Below are 22,196 nucleotides of genomic sequence, written 5' to 3'. Positions count from 1 at the left end.
CTGAGGTGCGGAGGTGAAGCTCCCCTTTCAGGGGCGCGGGGCTGTATCAAGGTGCGGCTACCGCCGCGCGGGCGCGACCAGCCACACCCGGCCCGCAGCCGCGATTCTGGAAACCTGGCAGAGCCTTAGGCGCAAGCCGGCACGACAACCGGCTCCAGCGAACGAACGGGCCGCACGCACCCGACCGCCTTGCCGCCACCAAGAAGCTCCTCCCCACGGAACTGAACGAGCAGCCCGGGATCAACCCCGCCCCACGCCAACGCGGCGGCAGCCACCGGCACCCGCGCCCGGTTCGCCCCGTCCGCGATCTTCACGGCCACGGCCCGCCCGTCCGGCAGCGCGGCGACCTGAACGCCCTCGAAGCCGTCCTTGGCGAGCAGCCCCGGCACGGCGGCCATCAGCGCGGCGACATCCCGCCCGGCACCCGACGCCATCTCGGGATGAGAACGCATCGCGTCGGCGACGCGCGCCTCCGGCGTGCCGGGAGCCGCCGTGGTGATCCGCGCGGCGGCCCGCGCGAGCCCGTGCAGGGAGACGGAGAAGAGCGGAGCCCCGCACCCGTCGACCGTCACCCGCGCGATCCGCTGCCCGGTGAGGTCCTCGACGATCTCGGCGATCGCCTGCTGCAACGGATGCGCCGGGTCGAGGTACCCCTCGAGCGGCCAGTCGTTGAGCACGCACGTGTAGAGCATCGCCGCGTGCTTGCCGGAGCAGTTCTGGACGAGCCGGGAGGGCTGACGCCCCTCCCGGACCCAGGCGTCCCGCACGGCCGGGTCGAACGGCATGTCCGGGACGTTGCGCAGATGGTCCTCGGTGAGCCCGGCGAGTTCGAGGATCCGCCGGGTCCCGGCGAGGTGGCGTTCCTCGCCGGAGTGGCTGGCCGCCGTGAGGGAGAGCAGTTCGCCGTCGAGCGGCAGCCCGGCCCGGACCATGGCGACGGCCTGGACGGGCTTGAGGGCCGAGCGGGGGTAGAAGGCGGCCTCGATGTCACCGAGTTGGAGGGCGACCTTCCCGTCGGCGTCGAGGACGACGACGGAACCGTAGTGGACGCCCTCGACGACCCCGCCGCGGATCAGGTGGGCGACGGGGGCGTGGAGGGGCTCACGGATCTGGGGTGCGTCCGCGACGGAACTGCTGAACATCACTGCCTCTTGTCAGGGAGCGGCGCGTGGGTCACGCGCCCGCTCCGGTCGATGTGTTCCGGGTGGAGGTGCGTCCGACGCGGCCGCGGATGCCGAACCATCCGCCGACCAGCGTTCCGACGATCAGCGGCAGACACAGCACGGTGGTGCGGCCGGCGCCTCCGTCGGCGTACATGAGGACCAGGACGGAGGCGAGGAAGGCCAGCGTCACGAGCTCGGTCCAGGGGGAGCCCGGCAGCCGGTAGCCGGGGCGGGTCAGCTCGCCCCTCTGGGTCTTCCGCCAGAAGAGCAGGTGACAGACCATGATCATGCCCCAGGTGGAGAGGATGCCGATCGCCGCGAAGTTCAGGACGATCTCGAAGGCGTCCGCCGGGACGACGAAGTTGAGGCCGACACCCAGGACACAGACACCGCTGGTGAGCAGGATGCCGCCGTACGGGACCTGGCTGCGGCTCATCACGCGGGTGAACTTCGGCGCGGAGCCGGACATGGCCATGGAGCGCAGGATGCGGCCGGTGGAGTACAGGCCGGAGTTGAGCGAGGACATGGCCGCGGTGAGGACGACGAGGTTCATCACGCCGCCGGCCGCGGGGATGCCGATGTGGGAGAGCACGGTCACGAAGGGGCTCTCGGCGGCGCTGTACTTGTTCCAGGGCAGCAGCATCGACAGCAGGACGACCGAGCCGACGTAGAACAGGCCGACGCGCCACATGATCGAGTTGATCGCCTTCGGCATGATCTTCTCGGGGTTCTCGGTCTCACCGGCCGCGACGCCGACCAGCTCGACGGAGGCGTAGGCGAAGACGACGCCCTGGATGATCAGCAGCATGGGCAGCAGGCCGTTGGGGAAGACACCGCCGTTGTCGGTGATCAGGGCCGGGCCGGGGTGCGCGCCGTCGACGGGATGCTGGGTTACCAGCAGGAAGATGCCGATGCACATGAAGACCACGAGCGCGCTGACCTTGACGATCGCGAACCAGAACTCCAGCTCACCGAAGATCTTGACCGAGATCAGGTTGACGGTCAGCACGACGGCGAGGGCGATCAATGCGATCAACCATTGGGGGATGTCGGAGAACATGCCCCAGTAGTGCGTGTAGGTGGCCACGGCGGTGATGTCGGCGATGCCGGTGGTCGCCCAGTTCAGGAAGTACATCCAGCCCGCGGTGTAGGCGCCCTTCTCGCCGAGGAACTCACGGGCGTAGGAGACGAAGGCGCCGGAGGAGGGCCGGTACAGGACGAGTTCGCCGAGGGCGCGTACGACGAGGAAGGCGAAGACTCCGCAGACCGCGTAGGCGATGAACAGGGAGGGGCCGGCGTCGGCGAGGCGGCCGCCCGCGCCGAGGAAGAGACCGGTGCCGATGGCTCCGCCGATGGCGATCATGTTGACGTGCCGGGACTTCAGGGACTTGCTGTAGCCGGCGTCTCCGGCGTCGACATGTGCGGCCGCTGTGCGCGTCTCTTCTGTGAGGTGCTCGCTCACGCCTCGGGTCCGCCTTCCGTGGATGGGTCCGTGCGCGTGGGGCGCACGATGTCGGTGAGGGTCGTCTCGACGCGGTCGAGGTGGTGCGCCATGGCGTCCACCGCGTCGAGTTCGGAACCGTCCATCAGCGCCTCGACGATCGCCCGGTGCTCGCGGTTGGACTGCTCGCGGCGTCCGCCCAGTTCGTTGAGGAAGGCCGACTGACGCGCCAGTGCGTCGCGGATCTCCTCGATGACCCGGCGGAAGACCGGGTTCTGGGCGGCCTGGGCGACGGCGAGGTGGAACAGCGTGTCGAGGGCGACCCAGGAGGTGGTGTCGGTCTCCCGCTCCATGCGCTCCAGCAGATGCGTCAGATGGTCCAGGTCCTCGGGCGTGCGGCGCTGGGCCGCGTAGCCCGCCACCGGGATCTCCACGTGCCGGCGCACCTCCAGCAGGTCGCTGGCCGCGTAGTCGCCGAAGGTGGGGTCCTCGACGGTGCCGGCGACGACGAAGGTGCCCTTGCCGGTCTTGGAGACGGTCAGGCCCATCGTCTGCAGCGCCCTGAGGGCCTCGCGCAGCACGGGCCGGCTCACCTCGAGGGTGCGGCACAGCTCGGCCTCGGAGGGCAGCTTGTCCCCCACCGCGTAGTCGCCGTTCTCGATGGCGGCACGCAGATGCCCGAGGACCGCTTCCATGGCGCTGACGCGCCGCGGACCCTGACTGGCTGTCTTGCTGTCTGACAGGTTCACGGGAGGGATCCTCCGGGTGACGTACGGGAGATGTCAAGTGCTGTGAAAGGAGAGATTCACGGGGTGCGGGGCCTGAATACGGCCCCGCGCCCCGCGCCGGTCAGCTGCTCAGGCCGCCGGTGGCCAGCAGTCCGAGCAGCAGCACGCCGACGATGATCCGGTAGACCACGAAGGCGTTGAAGGAGTGCTTGGCGACGTACTTCAGCAGCCAGGCGATCGAGGCGTAGGCGACGACGAAGGAGACGCCCGTGCCGACGGCGAGAGGAGCCGCGCCCACGCCCGTGCCGAGAGCGTCCTTGAGTTCGTACAGGCCGGCGCCGGTGAGGGCGGGGATGCCGAGGAAGAAGGAGAGCCGGGTGGCGGCGACCCGGTCCAGGTCCAGGATCAGGGCCGTGGACATGGTGGCGCCGGAGCGGGAGAAGCCGGGGAAGAGCAGGGCGAGGATCTGCGAGCCGCCCACCAGCATCGCGTCCTTGAAGGTGGTGTCGTCCTCACCGCGCTTGTGCCGGCCCATCTGGTCCGCCGCCCACATCACACCGCTGCCGACGATCAGCGAGGCGGCCACCACCCACAGGGAGGCGAGCGGACCCTCGATGAGCGGCTTGGCGGCCAGGCCCACGATCACGATCGGGATGGTCGCGTAGATGACCCACCAGGCGAACTTGTAGTCGTGGTGGTAGCGCTCCTCCTTGTGGACCAGCCCGCGACCCCAGGCGGCGCAGATCCGCACGATGTCCTTGAAGAAGTACAGGAGCACAGCCGCGATGGCGCCGACCTGGATGACGGCCGAGAAGCCGACGACGGCGTCATCGTCGACGGGGATGCTCATGAGCCCCTCGGCGATCTTCAGATGTCCGGTGGAGGAGACGGGAAGGAACTCGGTCAGCCCTTCCACGACTCCGAGGACGGCGGCCTGACCGACGTTGATGACGCTCATGGAATCCAGTTCTGAGGAGGTTGGTCGACAGTGCTGTAGACAGTCTTACTACGCGCGCGTGGGGTCACATCACCCGCCCCACAGGGCACGGGCGAGCGCCACCCCGGCAAATGCCGCGCCGAGGCCCGCCGTCACGCTGCCGACGACGTTGGCGGCAGCGTAGAGCTCCGCACCGGTCTCGGTCAGCCGCAGGGTCTCGTACGAGAAGGTCGAGTACGTCGTCAGGGCCCCGCACAGGCCCGTTCCCAGCAGCAGCTGCAGATGGCCGCCGGCGGCCCCCTCGGCCACCGCGCCCGTCAGCAGGCCCAGGATCAGGCAACCGGAGACGTTCACCAGGAAGGTGCCCCAGGGGAAGACGGAGTCGTGCCGCGACTGGACCGCCCGGTCGGTCAGATACCGCAGCGGGGCGCCGATCATGGCGCCCGCGACGACCAACAGCCAGTTCACAACTACTTCTTACCCTTCGTGACCGTTTTGCCGGGATCATCCCCACGGCCGACGTACCGGATGACCTCGCAGTCGTCGAGGATCACCAGGCCCTCGTCGACGAGTTCGTCGAGCTGTGGCAGGAAGGCGCGGATCCGCTCCTCGGTGTCCACGACGACGATCGCGACCGGCAGGTCCTCGCTCATCGACAGCAGCCGCGAGGTGTGGATCAGCGAGGAGGCGCCGAAGCCCTCGATGCCGCGGAAGACGCTGGCTCCGGCGAGGCCGGCCGCGTGGGCGCGGTGCACGATCTCGGAGTAGAGGGGCTTGTGGTGCCAGGTGTCGTTCTCGCCGATGAAGACGGTCACGCGCAGGGCGTTGCCGGTCAGCCTCGTCATGGCTGCCTCCACTTCAGGACGCGGCGGGCCGCGGCCACCGCGAGCCACACCGCCGTGAGGGCCGCGAGCAGGGTCGCGGCGAGATAGGCCAGTCCGGTGCGGGGATGGCCGGCGTCGACCAGTTTCTGGATGTCGACGGCGTAGGTCGAGAAGGTGGTGAAGCCGCCGAGCACGCCGGTGCCGAAGAAGGGGCGCACCAGGCGGTGCGCCGCCCACACGTCGGTGATGACGACCATGAACACACCGATCACGGCGCAGCCGACGACGTTGGTCACGAAGGTCGCCCACGGGAAGCCGCCGGGCCGGGTCGGCCACCACAGGGACAGCGCGTACCGGCCGGTGGCGCCGATCGCGCCGCCCAGCGCGACCACCGCGACGACGGGCACCTGGGCACGCCAGGCGGCCGGTCGCTGGGTGCGGGGGCGGGCGCGCAGGCTCTCGGCTTCCGGGGCTGTCATGTCGTACGTCTCCTACTCGCCGGGGCCCGGGCGTGCGGGCGCCGCTCCTTCGCAAGTAGGGACCGTTGGCGGCACCAGCCGCGGTTCGGGTACGGCGGGCCCCACCGCCGCGCCGCGAGGGGTCGCGGCCGGGCTACAGGGTAGCGCCCGGGCCGCGCCGAGGTCATTTCGGGGCCGGTCGCTCGCACACCGCCAGGCCCCGCTCCCACAGGCTGCCCAGGACGAGGTGCCCGCCGGCCTCGCAGACGCTGGTGACGAAGCGGTAGCCGGAGCGGCGGCGGGCGAGATGGTGCACGATCCCGCCCTCGTCGTCGACCGCGAGGACGCCGACGGCGCCGGTGGGCCGGTAGGGCGCGTGCACCGCGACGCGGGCGGCGGCGCCGCGCACGGCCGGGGCGGCGCGGTGCAGCAGGTCGAGCGGGGGGACGCGGGGACCGGCCAGGGAGACCCAGATCGGTCCGTCGGGAGCGGCGCGCCAGATGTTGTCGGGCATGCCGGGCAGGTTCTCGGTGAAGGGCTCGCCGTGTCCGGCCCGCGCACCGGTGAGCCAGTAGCGGGTGAGGCGGCGGGCGCCGGTCTCGGCGACGACCAGGAAGGACTCGTCGGCGCTCAGCGCCAGCCCGTTGGCGAACTGCAGCCCCTCCAGCAGCACTTCGGGGCTCTCGCTGCCGGGCGCCAGGCGCAGCAGGCGGCCGGTGCCGGTGTGTTCGACGATGTCGCCGATCCACTGCTGCAGCGGGTAGCGGCGGCTGGAGACGGTGAAGCAGACGCTGCCGTCGGACAGGGCCACCACGTTGCTGCAGAACCGCAGCCGCTCCCCCGCCACCGAGTCGGCGAGGATACGGACGATGCCCTCGCGCAGATCGACCCGCAGCAGCCCCAGCTCGGCGTCGCACACCAACAGGACGTCGTCGGGGAGGAGTTCGAGGCCGAGAGGGCGGCCCCCGGTCTCGGCGAGCACCTCCACGCGGGCCGGCCCGGGCCCGGTGAGACCGTCGACGCGCAGGATGCGGCCGTCCTCCACTCCGGTCAGCACCCGGCCGCGGGCGTCGGCGACGACGTCCTCGGGGCCCCGGCCGCCGATGGCGACGTACCGCAGCGGGACGAGTTCGGTGGCACGCTCCATGGAAAGCTCCTCGAGGAGGTCGGACGGTTCACGCTGCCATGCGGACGACGGCACACCGGGTACCGCGTCACCCGTTCAGGTTTACCTCCGGGGTTTCGGGGCCACTCTGGACATCGCCCCCAGTGTCCCCACCGGACCATGCGCCTAACGGTGTACCGCAAACCAGAAGGGGTGGTCCCCATGTCACGGTCGGCCGCCTGGTGGCATCAGCTGGGGCTTGCCGAACTGCACCGGCGGGGCAAGGAGCTGGAGTTGCTGCACCGGGCCATGGGGTTCGCGACCCTGGCCCTGGTCACGCTCGCTCCGCTGCTGATCGTGGTCGCGGCGGCCGACCCACTGGGGCACGGCGGGTTCGCGCTGTGGCTGGTGGACGGCATGGACCTGTCCGGCCGCTCAGCCCACGCGCTGACCAGCGTCTTCGGCCCGCCCAAGCGGGTCATCAGCACGACCAGCGCCTGGAGCGTGGCGCTGCTGGCGCTGTTCGGCCTGTCCTTCGCCTCCAGCGTGCAGAGCGGCTACGAGCGGATCTGGAAGCCGTACGCCGGCCCCTGGCACCGGCTCTGGCAGCAGGTGGTCTGGCTGGTCGTGCTGATGATGTACGTGTACGCGCAGGTGCGGACCCGGAACGTGCTGCAGGGACCGCCGCGCATCGTGCTCAGCGTGGCCATCGGGTTGCTGTTCTTCTGGTGGAGCCCGCACTTCCTGCTCCACCGCCAGGTGCGCTGGCGCCATCTGCTTCCCGGCGCCGTCGCCACGATGGCGGGCCTGGTGGGCCTGCGGTGGTTCTCCTACCTGGTGTTCACCCCGCTGCTGGTCACCAACGCGGTCAGCTACGGCCCGATGGGCGCCATCCTGGTCGTGGAGTCCTGGCTGGTCGGGGTCGGCTTCGTCGTGTACGGCGGCGCACTGGTGGGGCGGCTGGTGTGCGAGCGGTTCGGGTACACGGACGAGCCCGAGGAGGAGGACGAGGAGGAGGAGCACGGTGAGTACCTGCCCCGCAGGAACTGAGCGGGACAGGGTGAGGGCCCGGCCGCTCCCCTGCGACCGGGCCCTCGGCTCGTCGGTTCAGCGGTGGCTGAACCAGCTCATGGCCGATGTGGCCCTGTCGTTGTAGTCGAAGAGCGCCTGGTTCTCCCAGCCGTTGCCGGAGGTGGGGTCGGTCGGGTCCCAGCCGTTGCCGGTGACCGCCGTCCAGGTCGCCTCCCAGTAGAAGACGCCGAGTCCCTTGTTGTTCGGGACCGCCTCCACGATGTTGGCGACCGCGTTCATCCACGCCAGCTGGCCCGCCTGGGTGGCCGGGTAGCCGGTGACCAGTTCACCGCTGGTGTCGATCTGGTTCTCCAGCGAGTCGTCCTGGGCCAGGGTGAAGGGGTAGGCGGTCTCGGCGACGAAGACCGGCTTGCCGTAGCGGGAGACCACGTCGTCGAGGGTGGTCTGCGCGGCGGCGAGCGAGCCGTGCCAGTAGCCGTAGTAGGACAGGCCGATCACGTCGTAGTTGATGCCGTAGGTCCTGGCGTTGTCGAACCACCAGCGGACCGTGGCGTCGTCACCGGCGTTGGCCAGGTGCAGCGCGACCTGCGTGCCGGTGGAGACCGCCTTGACCGCGCGGTAGCCGGAGTTGATCAGGCCGGCGAGCTGCGACCAGTTGTCGGTGGAGCCCTCGGACCACAGCATGCCGCCGTTGATCTCGTTGCCGATCTGCACCATGTCGGCCGTGGTGCCCTGCGCCTTGAGCGCGTTCAGCACGTCGTAGGTGTGGTTGTAGACGTCGGTCTTCAGCTGGCTGTAGCTGTGGCCGGACCAGGCGGCGGGCTTGGTCTGCTTGCCGGGGTCGGCCCAGGTGTCCGAGTAGTGGAAGTCGATCAGCAGCTTCATGCCGGCGGCCTTGACGCGCTTGGCCATGGCCAGGACGCGGGTCTTGTTGTTGTATCCGTCGGCCGGGTTGACCCACACCTTCAGGCGGGCGTAGTTCATGCCGGCGTTCTTCAGGATGGTGACCGCGTCGCCGGCGGTGCCGGAGCTGGTCCTGTAGACGCCGCCGAGGGCCTCGCTCTTGGCGAGGGAGGAGATGTCGGCGCCCTTGATCGACAGGCCGGTCGATCCGGATGCGAAGGTCAGGTCGTCAACATTGATCCAGTTGCCCGCGTTCGCGTCACTGTTGATGCTGACGGTGCACTGGTTGTTGGTCACCTTGACCGACGTGACGATGCGGACCCAGCTGCTGGTGGACACCGGCAGGTCCGTGCGCTGCTCCGCACTGCCGCAGTTCTTCAGCGCTATGTAGGCGGCGTTCTGCCCGCCGCTGGAGCGGACCCAGGCGGTCAGCGTGTAGCTGCCGTTGGTCAGCCCCGACAGGTACTGGTACGTCTCCACCTTGTAGGCGGAGGACGAGTAGTGGGACAGGCGGTAACCGCCGCTGTGGCCTCCGGACTCGGTGTACGAGGCGCCGGTGTCCCCGTACTCGGACCAGCCGGCCGGGGTGGCCACGCCCGCGCCGTCGGACTCGAAGCCGCCGTTGGTCAGCGTGCTCGCGGCGTGCGCGGCGGTGGCGGGCAGGGCGATGAGGGCGAGCCCGGCCACGAGCGGCAGCAGCAGGGCCCGTAGTGTGCGTCTGGGATGGAACATCGTCGTCCGTCGTCCCTTCGACGTGATGGGGATGGGGCGTCCCCTCCAGTGGGGGTTTCCCCGATGGGGTTCCTTCCGGTGGCACCCGGAGGGAGAGCCCCTCCGCCCACGGCTCTCGTGGCACTCGCGGGCGGAGGGGAGTCGACTCAGCCGTCGAGTCGGACGACCCGAACGGCCCCCGCGGGCACCTCCAGGCGGCCCGCGGCGCGCTCACCGGTCAGCAGCTCGGTGCCGTGCCCGTCCAACGGCACCTTGGCGTCCGAGCCGGTGTGGTTGATCGCGAACAGGTAGGTGCCCGACTCGCCGGTGCGGCGCACGACTTCGACGTCGCGGGGCAGGTCGGCGCGCGGGGCGATGCGCGCGTCCTCGGCTGCCCAGCCGAGCAGCGCGTCCAGGCCCTCGGCGCCGAGGCGGGTGGAGACGTACCAGGCGGTGCCCTCGCCGAGCCGGTGCCGGGTGATGGCGGGGTGGCCGGCGGCGAGCCCGTCGGCGTACGTCCAGACGGTGTCGGCGCCGCGCGGCACCACGAACTCCGTCCACACGTCGCCGGCGAGTTCCGAGCCGTCGGGGCCGGTGACGTGCACCCGCTCGCCCTGGAGCAGGGGCGAGAACTCCTCGACGGTCAGCCCGAGGACGTCCCGCAGCGGGCCCGGGTAGGCACCCTCGTGGACGGCGTCGTGCTCGTCGACGATGCCGGAGAAGTACGACACGACGAGGGTGCCGCCGTTCTCGACGTACTCCCTGAGGTTGTTCCCGGCCGCTTGGGTCATCAGGTACAGGGCGGGCACGACGACAAGGGGATAACTCGACAAGTCGGCTTCCGGGTGGGCGAAGTCGACGGTGAGGTGGCGGTCGTAGAGCACCTCGTAGAAGGCGTCGGCGCGCTCGCGCGGGTCGTGGTCCTCGCTGGGCCGCCAGGCGAGGTTCTGCGCCCACCAGGACTGCCAGTCCCAGACCATCGCCACGTCGGCCTCGGTGCGGGTGCCGCGGAGGGTGCTCAGCGAGTCGACCGCCGCGCCGAGTTCGACCACCTCGCGCCATACCCGCGTGTCCGTGCCGCCGTGCGGCAGCATCGCCGAGTGGAACTTCTCGGCGCCGCGCCGGGACTGCCGCCACTGGAAGAACATGGCGCCGTCGGAGCCCCGCGCCACGTGGGCGAGGGAGTTGCGGGCCATCTGCCCCGGTGCCTTCGCGGGGTTGCGGGGCTGCCAGTTGATGCCCGAGGGGGAGTGCTCCAGCAGCAGCCAGGGCGCGCCGCCCCCGACCGAGCGTGTGAGGTCGGCGGCCATCGCGAGGTTGACGTGGGTGCGGCGGCCGTCGGTGATCAGGTAGTGGTCGTTGGTGACGATGTCGACCTCACGGCCCCAGGCCCAGTAGTCGACCGAGTCGCACTGGCTCAGGGCCGTCATGAAGTTGGTCGTGACCGGGACGCCCGGCGAGAGGCGGTGCAGGACGTCCCGCTCCATCACGAAGTTCTCGCGCATGGTGGCGTCGGCGAAACGCTTGTAGTCCAGCGCCTGGGTCGGGTTGACGGCCGTCGGGGTGGCCCGCGGCGGGTTGATCTGGTCGAAGTCCGCGTACCTCTGGCCCCAGAAGGCCGTGCCCCAGGCCTCGTTGACCGCCTCGGCGGTCTGGTACGTCGCCGCCAGCCAGCGGCGGAAGTGGGCGGCGCAGGAGTCGCAGTAGCAGGCGGAGACGGGGACGCCGTACTCGTTGTGCACGTGCCACATCGCGAGGGCGGGGTGAGCGCCGTAGCGCTCGGCGAGTTTGGTGGTGATGCCCTTCGCCGCCGCCCGGTAGTCGGCGTTGCTGTGGCAGATCGCGGCGCGGGAGCCGAACTCGTAGCGCACCCCCTCGGCCGTCACCGGCAGCGCCTCGGGGTGTGCCCGGTAGAACCAGGCGGGCGGGCAGACGGTGGGCGTTCCCAGGTCGACGCGGATGCCGCTCTCGTGGAGCAGGTCCAGGAGCCGGTCCAGCCAGCCGAAGTCGTACTCCCCGGGTGCGGGCTCGAGCAGCACCCAGGAGAAGATCCCGACGCTCACCATGGTGACGCCGGCCTCCCGCATCAGCCGGACGTCCTCCCGCCAGACGCTCTCCGGCCACTGCTCGGGGTTGTAGTCCCCACCGAAGGCGAGCCTGGTGAGGCCCGTGGGGGTGGTCTCCGGCATGGGTTCTCTCCGTTTGATCGATCGCCTGGGAACGTGCACACACGATGGTGTCGGTGTGAGCCCAAGATAACCGCACGGCAACAACCATTGACAAGTGTCCGGGATGTTTCTCTACTGTGAACGCTCACAGACGCCGGGACAGAGCCTCATCAGGACGAGGACCTTGTCGGCCGGTCTCTGCATGGCAGGTCCCCGCGACGGGCGGGGACCCAGGTCAGGGGAGAGATCCATGCCAAACACGAAGCGCACTCGCCTCGTGGCATCCACCATCGCCGTCGCCCTCGGCGCCACCGCCCTCGCCGCCTGCGGCTCGTCGAACGACAGCAAGGCCGAGTCCGGTCCGGTCAACCTGACGTTCTGGAGCTGGGCGCCCGGCATGGACAAGGTCGTCGACCTGTGGAACAAGGGTCCGGGCAAGAAGGACCAGATCACGGTCACCTTCAAGAAGCAGGCGTCCGGCGACACGCTGGTGACCAAGATCCTCACCGCGCACAAGGCGAAGACCGGGCCCGACCTGGTGCAGGCCGAGTACCAGGCGCTGCCGACGCTGGTCAGCAACGGCGCCGTCGCCGACATATCGAAGGAGATCGGCGACACCAAGAGCAAGTTCGCCGACGGCGTCTGGGGGCAGGTCACGCTGGGCACGGACGCGGTGTACGCGGTGCCGCAGGACATCGGCCCGCTGATGTTCTACTACCGCGCGGACCTCTTCAAGAAGTACGGCCTGACGGTCCCCACCACCTGGGACGAGTTCGCCCAGACCGCCCGCGCGCTGAAGAAGAAGGCGCCGAACCTCGACCTGACCACGTTCTCCGCCAACGACGCCGGCCTCTTCGCGGGCCTGGCCCAGCAGGCCGGCGCCAAGTGGTGGACCGCCTCCGGCAACATGTGGAAGGTCGGCATCAACGACGCGGCCACCCAGAAGGTCGCCAAGTTCTGGGGCGGCCTGGTCAAGGAGGGCGCCATCGACAACCAGCCGATGTACACCCCGGCCTGGAACAAGGCACTCGACACCGGCAAGCAGATCGCCTGGGTCTCCGCCGTGTGGGCGCCGGGCGTGCTGACCACGGCCGCTCCGGACACCAAGGGCAAGTGGGCCATGGCCCCGCTCCCCCAGTGGAACAAGGGCGACGATGTCACCGGCAGCTGGGGCGGCTCCTCGACGGCTGTCACCACCGACTCCAAGCACCAGGCGGCGGCCGCGAAGTTCGCGGCCTGGCTGAACACGAACGCTGACGCGGTCGACACGATGGCCAAGGTGGGCGGGATCTACCCCGCCTCCACCTCCGCCCAGACCAGCGGCGCCTTCTCCAGCCCGCCGGCCTACTTCCCCAACCAGGCGGACTTCTACACCCAGGCCGCCAAGATCGCGAAGGCCACGGCGGCCTCCGCCTGGGGCCCGAACGTGAACGTCGCCTACACGTCCTTCAACGACGCGTTCGGCACCGCCGCCAAGAACAAGTCGGACTTCGTGACCGCCCTGAACACCGTGCAGGGCACCACGCTCGCCGACATGAAGAAGCAGGGCTTCGGGGTTTCTCAGTGACCAGCCCCGCACACCGGAAGTCGTACGGGGTCAAGGGGGCCCCGTACGCCTTCCTCCTCCCCGCCGCCACCCTCTTCGCCCTGTTCTTCGTGCTGCCCATCGGGTACGCGATCTGGCTCAGCTTCCGCAAGGTGCACGTCTCAGGCCTCGGCCTGGGCGTGGGCGCCCGCAAGGAGGTCTGGGCCGGACTGGAGAACTACAAGGACGCCCTCACCGACAACGAGTTCTACCACGGTGCGCTGCGCGTCCTCGGCTACGGCTGCATCGTCGTCCCGGTGATGCTCGGCCTCGCCCTCCTGTTCGCCCTGATGCTCGACACCGAGCGGGTCCGCCTCGCCCCGTTCACCCGGCTCGCGATCTTCCTGCCGTACGCCATCCCCGGCGTGGTGGCCGCGCTGCTGTGGGGCTTTCTGTACCTGCCGTCCGTCAGCCCCTTCTACTACATACTCGACAAGCTGAACCTGCCGCAGCCCGACCTGCTGAACGGCGGGGCGCTGTATCTGGCCCTGTCCAACATCGCGGTCTGGGGCGGCACCGGCTTCAACATGATCGTCATCTACACCTCGCTCAGGTCCATCCCGGCCGAGGTCTACGAGGCGGCGAAGCTGGACGGCGCCGGCCCGCTGCAGATCGCCCTGAAGATCAAGATCCCGATGGTCGCGCCGTCGCTGGTGCTGACCTTCTTCTTCTCGATCATCGCGACGCTGCAGGTCTTCAACGAGCCGACCACCCTCAAGCCCCTCACCAACTCGGTCAGTACGACCTGGAGTCCGCTGATGAAGGTGTACGTCGACGCCTTCGGCAAGGGGGACATCTACTCGGCGGCGGCCGAGGCGACACTCATCGCCATCGCCACGCTGGTCCTGTCCTTCGGGTTCCTACGGGCCGCGAACCGCCGCAACAAGCAGGAGGCAGCACCGTGAGTTCTCTTGCCGTCCGCAAGGCCGCCCCGGCCGCAGGTACCACCCCAGGTACGGCCCAGGGCCCGCCGCTGCGCCGCCGTATCGCCCTGATCCCGACCCTCACGCTGCTGCTCGGCGCGATCTACACCCTGCTGCCGGTCGCCTGGGTGGTGATCGCGTCCACCAAGTCAGGCAGCGAACTGTTCTCCACGTTCACCTTCCTGCCCGGCTCCGGCTTCGCCGAGAACCTCAAGGACCTCAGCGCCTACCGCGACGGCGTCTACTGGAAGTGGATGGGCAACTCCGCCCTGTACGCCGGTCTCGGTGCCCTGCTCTCGACGGGCGTCTCGGCCTTCAGCGGCTACGCCCTGGCGACCTACCGTTTCAAGGGCCGCGAGGCGATCTTCAACGTGCTGCTCGCGGGCGTGCTGATGCCCCCGATCATCCTCGCCATCCCGCAGTACCTGCTGATGGCCAAGGCCGACATCACGGACTCCTACCTGTCCGTGCTGCTGCCGCAGATCCTCTCCCCGTACGGCGTCTACCTCTCGCGCGTCTACGCGACCGCGGCCGTGCCCTCCGACGTGGTCGAGGCCGGGCGGATGGACGGGGCGAGCGAGTGGCGGATCTTCACACGGATCGCTGTGCCGATGATGATCCCCGGCCTGGTGACGGTGTTCCTGTTCCAGTTCGTGGCCGTGTGGAACAACTTCCTGCTGCCGTACATCATGCTGAGCGACGACGAGAAGTTCCCGATCACACTGGGCCTGTTCACGCTGCTCCAACAGGGCAACAACCAGCCGGCGCTGTACACGCTCGTGATCACGGGCGCCTTCCTGGCGGTGATCCCGCTGATCGCGCTCTTCCTGGTCATCCAGAGATTCTGGAGCCTCGATCTGCTCTCCGGGGCCGTAAAGTCATGACCATGAGCAACACGGGGGGCCGGCGCAGACCACCGACGATCCACGACGTGGCACGCGAGGCCGGGGTCTCCCGCGGCACGGTCTCGCGCGTGCTCAACGGCGGGCACTACGTCAGCCCCGCCGCGCAGGAGGCGGTCAACGCCGCCATCCGCAAGACGGGTTACGTCGTCAACCGGCACGCCCGCTCCCTGATCACCGGACGCTCCGACTCGATCGGCTTCCTGCTGACCGAGCCGCAGGAGCGGTTCTTCGAGGACCCGAACTTCAACGTCCTGCTGCGAGGCTGTACGCAGGCGCTGGCCTCGCACGACGTCCCGCTGCTGCTGATGCTCGCGGGGACCGAGGACGAGCGCCGGCGCATCACCCGGTACATCACCGCGGGTCACGTGGACGGGGTGCTGCTGGTCTCCAGCCACTCCGGCGACCCGGTCGCCGAGGAGCTGCGCGAGGCGGGCGTACCGCTGGTCGCGTGCGGCAAGCCCATGGGTCTGGGCGCCAAGGTGAGCTATGTGGCGGCGGACGACCGGGACGGCGCCAAGGACATGGTCCGCCATCTGCTGTCGCAGGGGCGGCGCCGTATCGGCGTGGTCACCGGTCCGCTGGACACACCGGGCGGTGTGGAACGCCTCGCGGGCTACAAGGAGGTCCTCTCCGAAGCGGGCATCGAGATCGACGAGAAGCTCGTCGTGCCCGGGGACTACAGCCGGGCCAGCGGTGAGGCGGGCGCGGAGCGGCTCCTGGCACAGGCAGCGGACATCGACGCGGTCTTCGTGGCCTCCGACCTGATGGCGCAGGGCGTGCTCACCGCGCTCCAGCGGGCGGGCCGCCGGGTCCCCGAGGACGTGGCGGTGGGCGGCTTCGACGACTCCCCCGCGGCGACGGCGGTCAGCCCCGCGCTCACCACGATCCGCCAGCCGTGGGACCGGATCAGCAACGAGATGGTGCGGGTACTGCTGGCCCAGATAGGCGGCGAGGACCCGGCGGCGGTGATCCTGCCGACGGAGTTGGTGAAGCGGGACTCGACGTAGCGCGTCATGCGGGCCCTCGGTGTGCGGTCGCTTCGCATACTGAGGGCCATGGCCCTCTACGACTCGCTCGGTACGACGTACCACCTGACCCGGCGGCCGGATCCGCGGATCGCCGCGCTGATCCACGCCGCGCTCGGGGACGCCACGGACGTGGTCAACGTGGGGGCCGGTACCGGCTCCTACGAGCCGGCGTGCACGGTGCTCGCGGTGGAGCCGAGCCGGGTGATGACCGGCCGGCGGCCGCCCGGTTCCGCGCCGGCCGTGCGCGCGGTCGCCGAGCGTCTGCCGTTGCGGGACGGTGCCGCTGACGCGGTGATGGCGCTGCTGACCGTCCACCACTGGAGTGATCCGGCGGCCGGGGTCGCCGAGCTGTGCCGGGTCGCCCGGCGTCGGATCGTGGTGCTGACCTGGGATCAGGAGGTCTTCCGGGAGCGGTTCTGGCTGGTGCGCGAGTACCTTCCCGAGGTCGCGGTCCTCGACGACGCCCGGGCCCTTCCCGTCGACCGGCTGGCCGCCTGGCTGGGCGGGGCGCGTCAGGAGCCCGTGCCGGTTCCGTACGACTGCACGGACGGTTTCGGCGCCGCCTTCTGGCGTCGTCCGCACGCCTACCTCGATCCGCGGGTGCGGGCCGGCATCTCCCTGCTCGCCCAGACCGGGGAGGACGTCCTGGCGCCCGGGCTGGCGCGACTCGCCGCTGATCTGGCCTCCGGTCGCTGGCACGACCGGCATGCGGATCTGCTCGCCAGGGACAGTCTCGACGTCGGTTACCGGCTGCTGGTGGCGGAGCGCTGAGCACCCGTCGGCGCAACCGGTCAGGATCCGAGAAGCCACGTCCCGCTCCCCCGCCCTAGCGTGAGACCACCGACGAAATCCCGTCGGAGAACCGGACACGGAGGAGCCTGTCATGACTGCCGGCCTGAAGACCATCATCTACCCCGTCAAGGACATCAACCGGGCGAAGGCCCTCTTCAGCGCCCTGCTGGAGGTCGAGCCGTACGCGGACGAGCCGTACTACGTCGGTTTCAAGGACGCCGGACAGGACGTCGGCCTGGACCCCAACGGTCACGCTCAGGGCCTGACCGGGCCGGTGCCGTACTGGCACGTGACCGACATCCGTGGCCGGCTGGCCGCCCTGGTGGACGCCGGTGCGGAGATCGTGCAGGACGTCCGGGACGTCGGCAACGGCCGGCTGATCGCCTCGCTCAAGGACACGGACGGCAACCTGGTCGGGCTGCTCGAGGACCCGGCCGCCTGAGAACCGCCGCGCCGCATGCACCCGCATTGGTTGCACGCTCAACGAATGGCTCATTCGGTGTTACCGTGCGGGTATGGCAGTGAAGACGGCCGGGGCCGGGCTCGAGGAGAAGTGGCGGGACATCCTGTCCGTGCACGCGCGCACGATGTGCGAGATCGACCGGGTGCTGCACCCGCACGGTCTGGGCGCGAGCGATTTCGAGGTGCTCGACCTCCTCGCGTCCGAGGCGCCCCGGGAGGGCGACCAGTGCCGGGTGCAGAACCTGGTCGGCCGGGTCCATCTCAGCCAGAGCGCGCTGTCCCGGCTCATCGGCCGGCTGGAGAAGGACGGCCTGCTGGAGCGCTCCGTGTGCGTCGAGGACCGGCGCGGCGTGTACGTCACCCTCACCCGCAAGGGCCGCGACCTGCACGCCGAGGTTCTGCCGCTGCAACGGGCGGCGCTTCAGCGCACGCTGGGCTGAGCCCCGGCCGCCCTCAGGCCCCGTCCGCGCAGCGGTCGCCCTCTGACGCCGTCACCCGGCTCAGCCCGCCGGAGGCAGCTCGGGACGTCCCTCGCCGGGTCTGCGGTCCGCGGGCCGGCGCGGCGGAACGGGCGTCGAGTCGAAGTCGCGCGGCCCGGTCCACAGCGCGGGTACGGCGTCGCAGCGGCGGCACAGTTCGTAGGCGATGGCCTCGTAGTTGACGCGCCAGCCGTGGAAGTGCGGCCAGGCCTCCTCGATGGGGCGTTCGGCGCGGAAACCCGCCGCCTCCAGCATGGCCGCCGCGGCCTCGAACTCCACGTAGGTCAGCCGGACGGGGGCGTCCGGGGCGGGGTCGGGGTCGAACGGGATGCGCTGGGCGCGGGCCATGTCGCGCAGCGCGGTGAAACCGGCGCGCAGCACGAGGCGGGCGGCCGGCGGGGCGGTGCGCGGGGTGAGCGCGAGCTGGACGGCCGCCGCGTCTATGACGGCGATCAGGCCGACCAGCCAGTGCCGGTAGGGGCGGGGCGAGCGGAACGCCATCAGGACCGGGTACGCGGAATGGCTCTCGCCGATGTCGGAGGCCAGCCGTTCCCAGGACCGGTACAGCTCCGGCAGCGCGGTCTCGGTGTCGACCAGCCACTGCCGGGCCAGGATCTCCGGACCCCAGGCGGGCTCGCCGGCCCGTGACTGGAGGAGGGTCACCTCCAGCTCGCGGCGGTTGTAGGCGGCGTACAGCGTCGGGAGGTAGGCGATCTGCAGGGCGATCAGGACGGGTCCGGTGGCCGCGGCGACGAAGTCGAGCGCGGACAGTCGCAGGCGGTCGCCGCTGGCGAATCCGAGGGTGAGCAGGCTGGAGCCGGCCTCACGGAAGGAACTGCCCCAGGACAGCCCGGACAGGGCGTGCAGCAGCAGGCCGAAGGCGAGCAGTGCACCGCCCAGCCAGGTGGTGAGCATGCCGATCAGGATCAGGGGCGCGAGCCAGGTCTGGGCGCGGTCGATGGCGTCGTATCCCCCGCCGGGCGCGGCGAGCCGCAGCAGGCGGCGCAGCAGCCACCACAGCCGGTACACCAGCATCGAGTACAGGCCGCGCGGCACCACGAGGGTGCGCAGGACGCTGCCGGCCAGGACCGCCAGCAGCAGCCCGCCGGCCACGCCGGAGATCCATTCCATGCGGCCATTGTGGCCCGCTGCCGCGACCGGCGATCAGTTTCGGCGGCGCACAAGCGCGACCGGGCGACGCGGCCTTGGGCGTGGGCCGCCACATGCCGCAATCCGCTCACTTCTGCGGCCGGTCGCCCAGCGTTGGGCGACGCCGCACCAGCCGTATCGTCGGCCCCGGCGGCCGCACGCGTCCGGGCTGAACGGGGTCGGTGCCGTTCGCGCTCCGGCCGCGCGCGAGCGCGGGAGCTCTCGCGGCTCGGGGCTCAGGGCCGGGCGAGCAGGGTGCGTACGCCTTCCGAGGTGAGGGTCAGCGGGTGCTCGGAGCCCGCGTCGATGGTCAGGGACAGTTCGTCGGCCGGCCACTGGGAGGCGAGGGCGCCCAGCGGGACCAGGCGGTATCGGGAGACGAAGGGCAGCAGCTCGGCCATCTCCACCTCCGAGGTGAACACGGGCACCACCGGGTCGCCGTCCGGCTGCTCCAGGACGGGCAGCGCCACGGCCGAGGGGTCGGTGGCGTCGTCCTGGTTCGCGTCGTCCGGCACCGGGACGAGGACCTCGCTGCCGGCCAGCGTGTCCAGCGCCGCCGTGTCGTCGGTGTTCACGGCCAGCGCGTCGAGCGCCTGCCGTGCCGGTGTGGGGTTGTTCTCGTGGGCAGGTGTCTCCATGGCAGATCCCCTGGTAGCGACGGTCGTACCGCACGGCCGGAACAAGATCGCCTCCGGGCACGGCTCCGGGTCGCGTACCCGATCCGGAGCGGGCCATTCCCCCGCCGACCGGGGAATCCACCGACCGCTCCGGTCAACCCTCACACCAGCGAACGCCCGCCGACGACCCGCTCGTGCACGCCTCCGCGCCCGTCCTGCTCCACCCGGTACAGATGAGCACCGGGCGTCACCGACACCGTTTCCGCCAGTTCCCCGTCCAGGAACAGCGCCCCGACCCCGTCGTCCAGCGCCCATCCGCCCGGCAGCGAGCCGTCCGCCACGGCCGCCCGGTAGGAGGGGCGCCGGCCCGGTTCGCTGTCGTAGTGAGGGCAGACCGAGCCGGACAGCAGCCCCAGTCCGTCCCGGAGGTGGGTCAGGGGACCGAAGGAGTCGGTGTGGGAGGCCTCCGCCCAGCAGTGGCACCGGCACTGGTGCCGCGCAGGAGCGTGCCCCGCTCGTAGGCCTCCCGCAGCAGGCGGTCCACGCCGTGCACGCGCCAGACGGCCAGCATGTTCGCGGTGTTGCCCCCGCCGACGTACACGATGTCCTGCGCGAGCACCTGCGTGCGCAGCGCGTCGTCGTCCAACTGCCGCTGGAACAAGGGCAGTACGGACAGCTCGCAGTCCCGGCGCGTGCCGAACGCGTCGAGGAACCACTCCACGTACGCCGGGGCGTCGCCGCTGGCGGTGGGCAGGAAGCAGATGCGCGGCCGGGAGGTACGCGCGTGGCCCAGGACCCAGCCGTCCAGCGGAGCCCCGGTTCCGAAGCCTCCGCCGAGGAGGGCGATGCGGCGGTGGTCAGGGGCGGTCGGCATGCGGCTCACACCGCCTCCGCGAGCAGTTCGGTGACCGCGGTCAGTCGGATCAACGGCCCGTAGGAGTCCATGAGTTGCAGTGCCCGCGCGTGTGCGGCGTCGTCCGCTCCGGCGCACGCGTCCGTGACCACCACGACCTCGACTCCCGCGTCGGCCGCGGCGAGGGCGGTGGACAGGACGCAGCAGTCGGTGCTGACGCCGGCCAGGACGAGGCGGTTGTCCGGGCCGAGGCGGCGGGCGAGGTCCGGGCCCCACTTGCCGAAGGTCGTGGCGTCCAGGGTGTGGTGGGCGTGCGGGGCGAAGTCCTCCGTCAGGGACCAGAGTTGGGCGTCCGGTGGCTGGAGGGCGAACGGCCAGCGGTCGTAATAGGCCCGCCAGGCGCCCTCGGGCTTCGCCGGGGCCAGGAAGCGGGTGAAGGTGACCCGGTCGCCGAAGGCCGGCAGCAGGCGTCGTACTCCCGCCGCGGCCTCGGCGTAGCGCGGCGCGGCCCACGGGCTGCCCGGTTCGGCGAAGACGCGTTGCATGTCGATGACGGCGAGCAGACCGCCGGTCATACGGCGGCCCCCGCGTCCGTGGGGCTCGGTTCCTGTTCCTCCTGGGCGTGGACGCGGGCGCGGCCGAGGGCGAGTGTGCCGAGGAAGCCGAGGGCGAGCGCGGCGAGGACGCCGAGGTTGGCGTAGGCCCAGGCGCCGGACTTGCCGCCGAGACCGAAGGGGTCGAGCAGATAGCCCTGCCAGGTGAGCCAGCTTGCGGCCGCGTTGGTGACCAGGCCCCAGCCGAGGGCCGTGGCGACGACGGTCAGCAGCAGCGGTACGGGGGGTACGTCGCCGTAGCGGCCGGTGGGCCGGTAGAGGTCGCCCTCGTCGTAGTCGCGCCGGCGCAGCAGCAGGTCGGCGAGCATGATGCCGCACCAGGCGGCGATGGGGACGCCCAGTGTGGTGAGGAAGCCCATGAACTGGCCGAGGAAGTCGTCGGCGAGGAAGACGATGTAGACGGAGCCCGCGATCATCAGGACGCCGTCGACGAAGGCGGCGAGATGGCGGGGGATCCGGATGCCCGCCGAGAGCAGGGCGAGGCCGGAGGAGTAGATGTCGAGGACCGCGCCGCCGACCAGTCCGAGCACGGCGACCACGGCGAAGGGGACCAGGAACCAGGTGGGCAGGATGGTGGTGAGCGCGCCGATGGGGTCGGCGGCGACGGCCGTGTTCAGCTTGGTGGACGAGCCGGCCAGCAGCAGGCCGAAGACCAGCAGGAGCAGCGGCGCCAGGGACGCCCCGAAGGTGGTCCAGCCGATCACGCCCCGGCCGGCGGAACGGCGTGGCAGATAGCGGGAGTAGTCGGCGGCCGCGTTGACCCAGCCCAGTCCGAAGCCGGTCATCATGAACACCAGCGCGCCGATGAACTCCTGCGCGGAACCCGCCGGGATGCCGCTGACGGTGTTCCAGTGGATGTGGTCGGCGACCAGCGCGACGTAGACGACGGTGAGCACACCGGTGACGAGGGTGATCAGGGTCTGCAGGCGCATGATCAGGTCGAAGCCCATCACTCCGCCGACCACGGTCAGCGCACCGACGAGGACCAGGGCGACCACCTTGGTGCCGGTGCCGCCGCCCCAGCCGAGCCGCCCGAAGACGGTGGCGGTGGCCATGGTGGCGAGCGCGCACAGCACGGTCTCCCAGCCGACGGTGAGCACCCAGGAGATCACCGAGGGCAGCTTGTTGCCGCGCACCCCGTAGGCGGCCCGGCTGAGCACCATCGTCGGTGCGGAGCCGCGCTTTCCGGCCACGGCGATGAAGCCGCACAGCAGGAAGGAGAAGACGATGCCGATCACGCCGGCGATCAGCGCCTGCCAGAAGGAGATTCCGAAGCCGAGCGCGAAGGCGCCGTAACTCAGGCCCAGAATCGAGACGTT

The 22,196-nt window shown here is 70.6% G+C and carries 22 protein-coding genes and 1 pseudogene; 8 read left to right on the top strand and 15 right to left on the bottom strand.

Annotated features, from left to right (window positions below; translation table 11 throughout):
* Window positions 1-125 precede the first annotated feature (125 nt).
* The 8 genes from MKW14_RS08415 to MKW14_RS08380 form a co-directional block, all read right to left on the bottom strand.
* Entirely contained in the window at window positions 126-1,142 is a 1,017-nt protein-coding gene (locus MKW14_RS08415) for an asparaginase (RefSeq protein ID WP_240860545.1), read from the bottom strand.
* Between the two features lie 31 nt (window positions 1,143-1,173).
* Window positions 1,174-2,625 (bottom strand): amino acid permease, encoded by a 1,452-nt coding sequence (locus MKW14_RS08410; protein WP_240860535.1) that lies wholly within the window; start codon window positions 2,623-2,625, stop codon window positions 1,174-1,176.
* Window positions 2,622-3,299, bottom strand: coding sequence for a FadR/GntR family transcriptional regulator (locus MKW14_RS08405; protein WP_240861287.1), 678 nt, complete (start codon window positions 3,297-3,299; stop codon window positions 2,622-2,624). The genes MKW14_RS08410 and MKW14_RS08405 overlap by 4 nt, the downstream gene beginning before the upstream one ends.
* Before the next feature lie 154 nt (window positions 3,300-3,453).
* Window positions 3,454-4,290 carry an undecaprenyl-diphosphate phosphatase gene (locus MKW14_RS08400; RefSeq protein ID WP_240860527.1) on the bottom strand — a complete coding sequence of 279 codons (837 nt, stop codon included), beginning with the start codon at window positions 4,288-4,290 and terminating at the stop codon, window positions 3,454-3,456.
* Window positions 4,291-4,359: 69 nt separating this feature from the next.
* The gene (gene crcB / locus MKW14_RS08395; RefSeq protein ID WP_240860525.1) at window positions 4,360-4,737 is read right to left on the bottom strand and encodes a fluoride efflux transporter CrcB; all 378 of its coding nucleotides are present in this window, start codon (window positions 4,735-4,737) and stop codon (window positions 4,360-4,362) included.
* A 2-nt stretch (window positions 4,738-4,739) separates the two neighbouring features.
* Complete coding sequence (locus MKW14_RS08390; protein WP_240860523.1) at window positions 4,740-5,114, bottom strand: DUF190 domain-containing protein; 375 nt, start codon at window positions 5,112-5,114, stop codon at window positions 4,740-4,742.
* Window positions 5,111-5,572 carry a fluoride efflux transporter CrcB gene (gene crcB, locus MKW14_RS08385; RefSeq protein ID WP_240860522.1) on the bottom strand — a complete coding sequence of 154 codons (462 nt, stop codon included), beginning with the start codon at window positions 5,570-5,572 and terminating at the stop codon, window positions 5,111-5,113. The genes MKW14_RS08390 and crcB (MKW14_RS08385) overlap by 4 nt, the downstream gene beginning before the upstream one ends.
* A gap of 163 nt (window positions 5,573-5,735) precedes the next feature.
* Window positions 5,736-6,698 carry an SMP-30/gluconolactonase/LRE family protein gene (locus tag MKW14_RS08380; protein WP_240860514.1) on the bottom strand — a complete coding sequence of 321 codons (963 nt, stop codon included), beginning with the start codon at window positions 6,696-6,698 and terminating at the stop codon, window positions 5,736-5,738.
* Between the two features lie 180 nt (window positions 6,699-6,878).
* On the opposite strand from MKW14_RS08380, the gene MKW14_RS08375 reads away from it, so the two are divergent.
* Window positions 6,879-7,706 (top strand): YhjD/YihY/BrkB family envelope integrity protein, encoded by an 828-nt coding sequence (locus tag MKW14_RS08375; RefSeq protein ID WP_240860512.1) that lies wholly within the window; start codon window positions 6,879-6,881, stop codon window positions 7,704-7,706.
* Window positions 7,707-7,763: 57 nt separating this feature from the next.
* Here the strand turns inward: MKW14_RS08375 and MKW14_RS08370 are convergent, their stop codons facing one another.
* On the bottom strand, window positions 7,764-9,323 hold the full coding sequence (locus MKW14_RS08370; protein WP_240860510.1) for a glycosyl hydrolase 53 family protein: 1,560 nt from the start codon (window positions 9,321-9,323) through the stop codon (window positions 7,764-7,766).
* A 146-nt stretch (window positions 9,324-9,469) separates the two neighbouring features.
* Entirely contained in the window at window positions 9,470-11,491 is a 2,022-nt protein-coding gene (locus tag MKW14_RS08365) for a beta-galactosidase (protein ID WP_240860508.1), read from the bottom strand.
* A gap of 229 nt (window positions 11,492-11,720) precedes the next feature.
* Here MKW14_RS08365 and MKW14_RS08360 point away from each other — a divergent pair, with 229 nt between their 5' ends.
* The 7 genes from MKW14_RS08360 (at window position 11,721) to MKW14_RS08330 (ending at window position 17,605) form a co-directional block, all read left to right on the top strand.
* Window positions 11,721-13,037 carry an ABC transporter substrate-binding protein gene (locus tag MKW14_RS08360; protein WP_240860506.1) on the top strand — a complete coding sequence of 439 codons (1,317 nt, stop codon included), beginning with the start codon at window positions 11,721-11,723 and terminating at the stop codon, window positions 13,035-13,037.
* Window positions 13,034-13,960 (top strand): carbohydrate ABC transporter permease, encoded by a 927-nt coding sequence (locus MKW14_RS08355; RefSeq protein ID WP_240860503.1) that lies wholly within the window; start codon window positions 13,034-13,036, stop codon window positions 13,958-13,960. The genes MKW14_RS08360 and MKW14_RS08355 overlap by 4 nt, the downstream gene beginning before the upstream one ends.
* On the top strand, window positions 13,957-14,862 hold the full coding sequence (locus MKW14_RS08350; RefSeq protein ID WP_240860502.1) for a carbohydrate ABC transporter permease: 906 nt from the start codon (window positions 13,957-13,959) through the stop codon (window positions 14,860-14,862). Before MKW14_RS08355 ends, MKW14_RS08350 begins: the two co-directional genes overlap by 4 nt.
* Window positions 14,859-15,890: a LacI family DNA-binding transcriptional regulator gene (locus MKW14_RS08345; RefSeq protein ID WP_240860500.1), complete on the top strand. Its 1,032-nt coding sequence runs from the start codon at window positions 14,859-14,861 to the stop codon at window positions 15,888-15,890. The genes MKW14_RS08350 and MKW14_RS08345 overlap by 4 nt, the downstream gene beginning before the upstream one ends.
* Window positions 15,891-15,938: 48 nt before the next feature.
* On the top strand, window positions 15,939-16,682 hold the full coding sequence (locus MKW14_RS08340) for a class I SAM-dependent methyltransferase (RefSeq protein WP_240860498.1): 744 nt from the start codon (window positions 15,939-15,941) through the stop codon (window positions 16,680-16,682).
* A gap of 112 nt (window positions 16,683-16,794) precedes the next feature.
* On the top strand, window positions 16,795-17,145 hold the full coding sequence (locus tag MKW14_RS08335; RefSeq protein WP_240860496.1) for a VOC family protein: 351 nt from the start codon (window positions 16,795-16,797) through the stop codon (window positions 17,143-17,145).
* 73 nt (window positions 17,146-17,218) lie between these two features.
* The gene (locus tag MKW14_RS08330) at window positions 17,219-17,605 is read left to right on the top strand and encodes a MarR family winged helix-turn-helix transcriptional regulator (RefSeq protein ID WP_240860495.1); all 387 of its coding nucleotides are present in this window, start codon (window positions 17,219-17,221) and stop codon (window positions 17,603-17,605) included.
* Window positions 17,606-17,665: 60 nt separating this feature from the next.
* On the opposite strand, the gene MKW14_RS08325 is transcribed toward MKW14_RS08330, so the two are convergent.
* From MKW14_RS08325 to MKW14_RS08305, 5 genes and pseudogenes are all read right to left on the bottom strand, one after another.
* Entirely contained in the window at window positions 17,666-18,775 is a 1,110-nt protein-coding gene (locus MKW14_RS08325) for a hypothetical protein (protein WP_240860493.1), read from the bottom strand.
* Between the two features lie 254 nt (window positions 18,776-19,029).
* The gene (locus MKW14_RS08320; RefSeq protein ID WP_133045168.1) at window positions 19,030-19,431 is read right to left on the bottom strand and encodes an SseB family protein; all 402 of its coding nucleotides are present in this window, start codon (window positions 19,429-19,431) and stop codon (window positions 19,030-19,032) included.
* Window positions 19,432-19,571: 140 nt separating this feature from the next.
* Window positions 19,572-20,284 (bottom strand): annotated as a pseudogene (locus MKW14_RS08315) (Type 1 glutamine amidotransferase-like domain-containing protein).
* Between the two features lie 5 nt (window positions 20,285-20,289).
* Window positions 20,290-20,838 (bottom strand): cysteine hydrolase family protein, encoded by a 549-nt coding sequence (locus tag MKW14_RS08310; protein WP_240860491.1) that lies wholly within the window; start codon window positions 20,836-20,838, stop codon window positions 20,290-20,292.
* The coding region (locus tag MKW14_RS08305) for a purine-cytosine permease family protein (protein ID WP_240860489.1) at window positions 20,835-22,196 on the bottom strand (1,362 nt) is incomplete at its 5' end. The genes MKW14_RS08305 and MKW14_RS08310, both read right to left, overlap by 4 nt.

The sequence above is a fragment of the Streptomyces gilvus genome, assembly GCF_022513565.1.
Taxonomy (GTDB): Bacteria; Actinomycetota; Actinomycetes; order Streptomycetales; family Streptomycetaceae; genus Streptomyces; species Streptomyces gilvus.
The sequence above is the reverse complement of the archived record's forward strand: the minus strand, read 5'-3'. Positions and strand labels throughout refer to the sequence as shown.

Coding starts and splice junctions, on each gene's coding strand:
- MKW14_RS08415 (WP_240860545.1), bottom strand. CDS start 1,142: ATGTTCAGCAGTTCCGTCGCGGACGCACCCCAGATCCGTGAGCCCCTC.
- MKW14_RS08405 (WP_240861287.1), bottom strand. CDS start 3,299: ATGGAAGCGGTCCTCGGGCATCTGCGTGCCGCCATCGAGAACGGCGAC.
- MKW14_RS08400 (WP_240860527.1), bottom strand. CDS start 4,290: ATGAGCGTCATCAACGTCGGTCAGGCCGCCGTCCTCGGAGTCGTGGAA.
- MKW14_RS08390 (WP_240860523.1), bottom strand. CDS start 5,114: ATGACGAGGCTGACCGGCAACGCCCTGCGCGTGACCGTCTTCATCGGC.
- crcB (WP_240860522.1), bottom strand. CDS start 5,572: ATGACAGCCCCGGAAGCCGAGAGCCTGCGCGCCCGCCCCCGCACCCAG.
- MKW14_RS08380 (WP_240860514.1), bottom strand. CDS start 6,698: ATGGAGCGTGCCACCGAACTCGTCCCGCTGCGGTACGTCGCCATCGGC.
- MKW14_RS08375 (WP_240860512.1), top strand. CDS start 6,879: ATGTCACGGTCGGCCGCCTGGTGGCATCAGCTGGGGCTTGCCGAACTG.
- MKW14_RS08370 (WP_240860510.1), bottom strand. CDS start 9,323: ATGTTCCATCCCAGACGCACACTACGGGCCCTGCTGCTGCCGCTCGTG.
- MKW14_RS08365 (WP_240860508.1), bottom strand. CDS start 11,491: ATGCCGGAGACCACCCCCACGGGCCTCACCAGGCTCGCCTTCGGTGGG.
- MKW14_RS08360 (WP_240860506.1), top strand. CDS start 11,721: ATGCCAAACACGAAGCGCACTCGCCTCGTGGCATCCACCATCGCCGTC.
- MKW14_RS08345 (WP_240860500.1), top strand. CDS start 14,859: ATGACCATGAGCAACACGGGGGGCCGGCGCAGACCACCGACGATCCAC.
- MKW14_RS08340 (WP_240860498.1), top strand. CDS start 15,939: ATGGCCCTCTACGACTCGCTCGGTACGACGTACCACCTGACCCGGCGG.
- MKW14_RS08335 (WP_240860496.1), top strand. CDS start 16,795: ATGACTGCCGGCCTGAAGACCATCATCTACCCCGTCAAGGACATCAAC.
- MKW14_RS08330 (WP_240860495.1), top strand. CDS start 17,219: ATGGCAGTGAAGACGGCCGGGGCCGGGCTCGAGGAGAAGTGGCGGGAC.
- MKW14_RS08325 (WP_240860493.1), bottom strand. CDS start 18,775: ATGGAATGGATCTCCGGCGTGGCCGGCGGGCTGCTGCTGGCGGTCCTG.
- MKW14_RS08320 (WP_133045168.1), bottom strand. CDS start 19,431: ATGGAGACACCTGCCCACGAGAACAACCCCACACCGGCACGGCAGGCG.
- MKW14_RS08310 (WP_240860491.1), bottom strand. CDS start 20,838: ATGACCGGCGGTCTGCTCGCCGTCATCGACATGCAACGCGTCTTCGCC.